The following is a 6,329-nucleotide window of genomic DNA, read 5'->3' as shown; positions in this document are numbered from 1 at the left end:
GGATACAGTGTAACAGCCCATAAAGTGACAAGGCTGAAGATCGCAGAGAGCAGCGTAAGGCGATTTAAGGGCAAAATCCGCAGTCTGACGACGGGAAATGGCTCGCAATCGCTGAAGACGGTGCTGAGGGAACTGAACCCGGTGCTACGAGGTTGGACAAGCTACTTCCGTTTAACCGAAGTTAAAGGTTGCCTGGAAGAGTTGGATAGTTGGATACGGAGAAAATTGCGGTGCCTGATATGGCGGAACAAGAAAAGGCCGTATGCCCGAGCGAGAATGTTGATGAGAAATGGACTACTGGAGAAAAGAGCCTGGTTATCGGCGACGAACCAACGCGGTCCGTGGTGGAACGCAGGGGCAAGTCACATGAACCAAGCCTTCCGGAAGAAGTGGTTCATAGATGCGGGATTATTATCATTACTGGATTTACAGCGGCAGTTCCCGTGTTAACAATGAACCGCCGTATACGGAACCGTACGTACGGTGGTGTGAGAGGATGGCGGGAGCGATCCCGCCTCCTACTCGATTCAAATTACTCACTGCCTTAACTTGTTGTTCCTTCAGTATTACCGACGCTTATTAGCCTGTACTAGTGAGCGATTTTTCGATGCAGTGAGATGATCTCACGACCCATTTTCAGTAGCATAATCCCATTCATCAGGTGTTCTTGTGCGTGTTACCATCACCGATATACCGGGATTTTACCGCTATCTTCGTCCATTTCGATTGAAATTTTGACAATATGGTTTGCTGAATTCACTGTTCCTTGATCACTTTAGTGATAGGGGACTGATTTTCACATCATCAATTGTTTGAGCCAATATGCTTTATTCATTGCAATCAGCCTGTCTTTTCCTAATAACAAAGAGCGGGATAATCCCTAAAAGTCAGTACTGGCAGCAGGTATAGGCGTATACTGTACCTATACCCAAGCGCATTCGCACTCTAGGTCGGTTACAACGGCATGAAGAGTCAGAATCCTGGTCAATAATGGCTGAGGTAAGCGAGAGTCATCAAGACCTCTTGTAGCTTCAACGGCGGCGGGTATATCGTGGATAGTAATGCCGCTATCAGTTTAACCCGAATGGAAAATAGGCGAACAACGTGCCGAAAAGAACCTATGCAATGAGGTATGTTGCAGGGCAACCAGCCGAGCGAATTTTCCCTGGTGCCATTAATCAGCCGTTACCACTTGGTGCTGCATTGCCAGCGACGGATGTATTACGCGTGATGGTATGGAATATCTTCAAGCAACAGCGGTCTGATTGGCTTTCGGTACTGAAGGGCTTTGGTAAAGAAGCGCAACTGGTATTACTACAAGAGGCACAGACAACGCCGGAACTGGTTAATTTTGCCACCTCTAATTATCTGGCGACTGATCAGGTCCCTGCCTTCGTGTTACCGCAACATCCTTCTGGTGTGATGACACTGGCCGCAGCACACCCTGTCTATTGCTGTCCATTGCGTGAACGTGAGCCTCTATTGCGTCTGGCTAAGTCGGCATTGATCACGGTTTATCCACTTTATAATGATCAATTACTGATGGTGGTGAATATTCATGCTGTGAACTTTAGTCTTGGTGTTGAAGTTTACAGTAAGCAGTTAGCCTCACTAGGGGAACAGATTGCTTATCATCAAGGCCCGGTGATTCTGGCTGGGGACTTCAATGCTTGGAGTCGTAAGCGTATTAATGCCTTATATCAGTTTGCTGGGGATATGGCATTGCGTGAGGTGAGTTTTACCCACGATCATCGGAGTAAGGCATTTGGCCGCCCCCTGGACTTTATCTTCTACCGTAATCTGCGGGTGGCTGACGCCTCGGTGTTGGTGACACAAGCCTCAGATCACAATCCGTTACTGGTAGAGTTCCGTCCCGAGTTGCACAAGTCACAGTGGTAACCCAATAGAAATAAAAAAAGCATCTCGAAAGATGCTTTTTTTGGGAGACTGAAAATTTAAGTCTCTGGTGAGCTATTATTGTTTACAAACAAGGTCAACTTAAGCCCTGGCTGCAGACTGTTATTTTTGCTGAGCGCTGAGTTCCAACGCTTTACGTCACTAATATCAACACCATGACGACGCGCTATACTGTCAAGGGAGTCACCTTTACGGACTTGATAGGTGATACTGCTGCTATTGTTGGCGACCTTCAATGTTTGTCCAACTTTTAGCGAGCTCTTGTCCGTCAAGTTGTTCCAAGTCTGCAAATCACGGGTTTGCACATACAGACGTTTGGCGATAGCCGCTAATGTATCACCTGGACGAACCTTATACACATCACTGCCTGACAAACCAGCGTTATTCGTCGACTGACGACTTGGCGATATCGCAGTTACCTGCCCATCAGATAGCGAATCTTTCAACTGAGCCGCATTCTTTTGGGGGACCATAATGTAATGAGGTCCATTGGGTGCGGTGACACCTTTTTTGTAGCCTGGATTGTAATCTTTCATCTTGGTGAGCGAAAGCCCGGCCATCTCAGCTGCCTGAGTGAGCTGAATCTGTTGCCCGACATCAATACGCGCCAATGCACGGGTTTCGTCAGGTTTTGGTAATTTGACACCGTACTTTTGGTTGTGCTTGATGATCTCGCTGAGTGCCAGCATTTTCGGCACATAGATTAACGTTTCACGTGGAAGCGACAATGACCAGAAATCAGTGGGCTTACCTTGGCGTTTGTTCGCCTTAACGGCTTGCATTACACGACCTTCACCACTGTTGTAAGCGGCAATGGTCAGTAACCAGTCCCCGTCAAACAGGCGGTTCAGCCGTTCCAGCATATCAAGCGCAGCGGTTGTTGAGGCTACAACATCACGGCGTTCGTCATACCACTGATTGTTTTTCAAACCATAGTGGCGACCCGTTTTAGGCACAATCTGCCATAACCCCGCAGCATTGGCATGCGACGTGGCGTGAGGGTCAAAAGCGCTCTCCACTATGGGTAGCAGTACCAGTTCCATCGGCATATTACGTTTCTTAATCTGCTCGACTATCAAGTACATGTACGGCTCTGCCCGTAATGTTACATCGTGGAGATAGCTCTTATGTTTTAAATATTTACTCTTTTGTTCACGGATCCGGGAATTTTCCGGAACCTCCATCTTCAGCTCGTCGCTAATGAAGTTCCACAGGTCCTGTTGCGCGGCGCTATTGTTACCTAGCCACTGCGCTGAGCTTGCTGTGTACTTTCCTGCTTCACTTTCTTGACCTGCCGAAGACAGACTCTGTGCATGCTGTTTTGGGACCAGCGTATCCTGCTTGGATGACTGGCAACCCACTAGCAAGACTGAGGCGAGAATTATCGCTTTAGTCTTCATATGTATGTCAATTTAGTTGCTCAAAAGACGAACAATGATACGTTATTTTACTAAAAAACGCAACTAAAAGGTTAGAAGGCATCCTTGCGCAGGCGTAATTCGGAAAAAACTTCATGAAGATGTGCCGGGGGTGAATCAAAGCCTATTTCTTTTTGTAAATCAGTATCATGGCAGCGTAAGAATAGATTTATTTTACGTTCTAATTGCAACGTTGTGGGCACGCTGGGTTCTCCTTTTACCCGTAATATCTCAACTTGCTCCTGATATGTTCTAATTTGATCATCTCGTGGCAAAATCTTACTGGCAAACTTAAGATTTGAGAGTGTATATTCGTGTGCGCAACAAATTAAGGTTTCATCAGGGAGTTGCGCGAGTCGTTGAAATGAATCATACATTTGCTCCGCTGTCCCTTCAAAAAGTCGTCCGCAACCGGCAGAGAAAATAGTATCCCCACAGAATAGGTAAGGGGAGCTGTAGAAAGCAATGTGTTCCAAGGTGTGTCCAGGAACCGCGATCACAGTAAATTGGCGCCCACCAATATTGAGAGTATCCCCTGCACTGAGCAGATGATTAGCCCCTTTGTTGGCGGTTTCATGTGGACCATAGACAGCTAAACCGGGATAGCGTGAGATAATATCTGGCACGCCGGCGACATGATCGCGATGGCGATGGGTCAATAATATTGCATCTGGGGTTAGGTTCAGATCGGAGAGCGCCTCAAGAACCGGATTAGCCTCACCAGGATCGACGATAACGCAATGTCTTTGTGAGTCGCACAATAACCAAATGTAATTGTCCTGAAAAGCAGGAATGCTGATAAGATTCATTGAGACCTCTCGTTGGCAACGGCTGAAGGAAGATAATAAAACATGAAACCAGCCCATACTCTACAAAAGCTCACCAGCCCACAGACCTGGGCAGCGCTACCATGGGGGGAATACTATCGTGAGGCTCTAGAGCAGCAGTTGCAACCCTGGTGGTCAAAACTGTTTGGTTTTCATTTGTTGAAAATTGGTAACCTTAGTACCGAGTTAGATACCGAAAAGTGTGTTATCTCGCATCAGGTTAATGTGGGGTTGTCAGGCAATAACCTGCATGTGCTGGCAGATCCATACCAGTTACCCTTTGCCACGAAGGCAGTAGATGCCTGTTTGTTGGCTCATACTCTTTCCTATGCTGATGATCCACACCGCTTGTTACGTGAGGTTGACCGCGTGTTAATTGATGACGGTTGGCTGCTGATAAGTAGTTTTAACCCCTTCAGTGTACTCGGTATGGGCAAGTTGATCCCGGGAGTACGTCAGCGCCAGCCTTATGTCAGCCGCATGTTTACCCAAATGCGTTTGCTGGATTGGCTTAGTTTATTGAATTACGAAGTGTTGGAGCAGATGCGCTTTCATGTCGTACCTTGGCAGCGTAAAGGCGGGACTTTTTTGAGTACACATTTACCTGCCTTGGGTTGCATCAGCCTCATTGTGGCACGCAAGAGGACGCGGCCATTAACCCCAACGCTGCTGAAAATGGGGGTCAGGAACCCCTCTCTTAGTCGCGCAGTGGGCGCGACAAAGAGTTATCGTAAGTTGCCTTAAGTGTCGGGCTGATAACCCGTATCATCTTGAGTCGGGTTACCGGCTGCATCACGCGCCAGTTGGTCGCAACGTTCGTTTTCCGGATGCCCGGCATGCCCTTTGACCCATTGCCAGTGAATGGTATGACGAGTAATTGCCAAGTCTAAACGTTGCCAGAGATCGATATTTTTTACCGGTTTTTTATCGCTGGTTTTCCAGCCACGTTTTTTCCAGTTATGGATCCAGCCAGTGATCCCTTGGCGTACATATTGGCTATCAGTGCTTAAAACCACTTCGCAAGGGGAAGTGAGCGCTTCTAGCGCCACAATGGCTGCCATCAACTCCATACGATTATTGGTCGTCAGGTGATAACCGGCACTGAACATTTTTTCATGTTGTTTATAACGCAAGATTGCACCATAACCTCCGGGGCCCGGGTTACCGAGACAGGAACCGTCGGTGAAAATTTCTACCTGTTTGAGCATCTCTGGTAGACTCTTCCTATTAGTTTTGTAAAAGCACAGTCTGACATAAACGAGCGCTATGAGCACTGCAATATGATCTCTACATCATCAACCAGACAAATCGTTCTTGATACCGAAACCACCGGTATGAACAAACTAGGGGTTCACTACGAAGGCCACCGTATCATTGAGATTGGTGCTGTTGAAGTGATTAACCGCCGCCTGACCGGCCGCCACTACCATGTTTACGTGAAACCAGACCGGTTAGTGGATCCTGAAGCTTATATGGTTCATGGCATCAGTGATGAGTTTTTGGCCGACAAACCGACTTTTGATCAGATCGCTGAAGAGTTTGTCGATTTTATTCGTGGCGGTGAGTTGGTTATCCATAATGCGTCGTTCGATATCGGCTTTATGGATCACGAATTCCGCATGTTACAGCGAGATATGCCGAAAACGGAAACATTCTGTACTATCACTGATAGCTTGTTGATGGCACGCCGCCTGTTTCCCGGCAAACGTAACAACCTTGATGCCTTATGCAGCCGTTATGAGATAGATAACAGTAAACGAATGCTACACGGGGCATTGCTCGATGCCGAGATCCTGGCGGAAGTCTATCTGGCAATGACGGGCGGTCAGACCTCGATGGCATTTCAGATGGAGGGGGATAGCCAGCAGATAGAGACCGCACAGGACATCCAACGTGTAACACGTCCGACGACGGCAATGAAAGTCATTTATGCCAGCGCTGAAGAAATTGCAGACCATGAGGCACGTCTGGACTTGGTGGCCAAGAAGGGGGGCAGTTGTCTGTGGCGGACAAAAGCTGAATAGTTGTTTTTTCAGTGAGAGAAATATCACCTTGGCCGCGTATCGTTGAAAAACTGTTCAACCGACTCTTTCTATAGGAAAAAATATTGACGGAGTCGAGCGTGGACCGTAATATTCGCTCATTCCCCACGGTATAGGGGAATGAA

7 protein-coding genes are annotated in these 6,329 nt (G+C 47.5%); 4 read left to right on the top strand and 3 right to left on the bottom strand.

Annotated features, from left to right (window positions below; translation table 11 throughout):
* Both IO95_RS02805 and IO95_RS02800 read left to right on the top strand, forming a co-directional pair.
* On the top strand, positions 1 to 450 hold a 450-nt coding region (locus IO95_RS02805; protein WP_037383695.1), incomplete at its 5' end, for a group II intron maturase-specific domain-containing protein.
* Positions 451 to 1,104: 654 nt separating this feature from the next.
* The gene (locus IO95_RS02800; protein WP_023491257.1) at positions 1,105 to 1,899 is read left to right on the top strand and encodes an endonuclease/exonuclease/phosphatase family protein; all 795 of its coding nucleotides are present in this window, start codon (positions 1,105 to 1,107) and stop codon (positions 1,897 to 1,899) included.
* A 56-nt stretch (positions 1,900 to 1,955) separates the two neighbouring features.
* On the opposite strand, the gene mltD is transcribed toward IO95_RS02800, so the two are convergent.
* Both mltD and gloB read right to left on the bottom strand, forming a co-directional pair.
* Positions 1,956 to 3,317, bottom strand: a complete 1,362-nt coding sequence (mltD, locus tag IO95_RS02795; protein ID WP_023491258.1) for a murein transglycosylase D — start codon at positions 3,315 to 3,317, stop codon at positions 1,956 to 1,958.
* A 71-nt stretch (positions 3,318 to 3,388) separates the two neighbouring features.
* On the bottom strand, positions 3,389 to 4,144 hold the full coding sequence (gene gloB, locus IO95_RS02790) for a hydroxyacylglutathione hydrolase (RefSeq protein WP_023491259.1): 756 nt from the start codon (positions 4,142 to 4,144) through the stop codon (positions 3,389 to 3,391).
* Positions 4,145 to 4,186: 42 nt separating this feature from the next.
* Between gloB and IO95_RS02785 the strand changes: the two genes are divergently transcribed.
* Complete coding sequence (locus IO95_RS02785) at positions 4,187 to 4,906, top strand: class I SAM-dependent methyltransferase (protein ID WP_023491261.1); 720 nt, start codon at positions 4,187 to 4,189, stop codon at positions 4,904 to 4,906.
* On the opposite strand, the gene rnhA is transcribed toward IO95_RS02785, so the two are convergent.
* Complete coding sequence (gene rnhA, locus IO95_RS02780; protein ID WP_023491262.1) at positions 4,903 to 5,370, bottom strand: ribonuclease HI; 468 nt, start codon at positions 5,368 to 5,370, stop codon at positions 4,903 to 4,905. The genes IO95_RS02785 and rnhA overlap by 4 nt on opposite strands.
* 72 nt (positions 5,371 to 5,442) lie before the next feature.
* Here rnhA and dnaQ point away from each other — a divergent pair, with 72 nt between their 5' ends.
* A complete protein-coding gene (gene dnaQ / locus IO95_RS02775) occupies positions 5,443 to 6,186 on the top strand; it encodes a DNA polymerase III subunit epsilon (protein ID WP_023491263.1) in 744 nt (247 codons plus the stop codon).
* Positions 6,187 to 6,329 lie beyond the last annotated feature (143 nt).

Source organism: Serratia sp. DD3 (assembly GCF_000496755.2).
Note: the sequence above shows the minus strand (reverse complement) of the source record. Positions and strands in the feature narration are given on the sequence as shown.

Coding starts and splice junctions, on each gene's coding strand:
- mltD (WP_023491258.1), bottom strand. CDS start 3,317: ATGAAGACTAAAGCGATAATTCTCGCCTCAGTCTTGCTAGTGGGTTGC.
- gloB (WP_023491259.1), bottom strand. CDS start 4,144: ATGAATCTTATCAGCATTCCTGCTTTTCAGGACAATTACATTTGGTTA.
- IO95_RS02785 (WP_023491261.1), top strand. CDS start 4,187: ATGAAACCAGCCCATACTCTACAAAAGCTCACCAGCCCACAGACCTGG.
- rnhA (WP_023491262.1), bottom strand. CDS start 5,370: ATGCTCAAACAGGTAGAAATTTTCACCGACGGTTCCTGTCTCGGTAAC.
- dnaQ (WP_023491263.1), top strand. CDS start 5,443: ATGATCTCTACATCATCAACCAGACAAATCGTTCTTGATACCGAAACC.